The 637-nt window shown below is 38.1% G+C and carries 1 pseudogene; it reads left to right on the forward strand.

Annotated elements, in window-relative coordinates:
- Positions 1 to 637, forward strand: a pseudogene (locus RR876_RS17010) (hypothetical protein); the annotation flags it as partial.

Consider the following 637-nt stretch of genomic DNA (forward strand, 5'->3'; position numbering starts at 1 on the left):
CTAAACCTGAAATTGCCAAAAGAACAGAAACGGCAAAAGTAAAACCTGAAACAGCAAAAACGGTACCATCAGAAAAACAACAAGTCAAAAAAGTCAGCAATAACAATGCCCCTAAACATGTTGTTCAAGCCAATGAATCACTTTGGACAATCGCTTCAAGAATTTCTGCTGAAACACATCAAAGTATTCCTGAAGTCATGAAACAAATTAAAGAAAATAACGCCAATGCATTTATTCAAGGCGACGTTAATCGTATTCGTCGTGGTGCTGCATTAAATCTGGCGGCAAGTTATAAACAAACACCTCAAGTTAAATACAAAACACCAACTGCGCCAATCACGACCCGAAAACAGTCAGGATCTGCAAAGTATCGTTTAGATCAGGCTGAAATGAGTTTAATTGCTGATAATGAGCAAAATGTACCACAAGGCTCTGCCAAGAAAAATACTCAGGTGAATCAGACAAATACTGAATTATCTACAAAAGTTATGACATCCCGTGAAAAAACGGTTAAATTACAGAGGGACGTAACTCAACTTGCATCGGCTTTACAAGAAAAGAACCGACGAATTCAACTATTAAATGCTCGGCTTGCGCAATTGCAACAACAATTGCAGCAACAAAATGTAAAACGGCC

The organism is Acinetobacter sp. (assembly GCF_036666595.1).
Taxonomy (GTDB): Bacteria; Pseudomonadota; Gammaproteobacteria; order Pseudomonadales; family Moraxellaceae; genus Acinetobacter.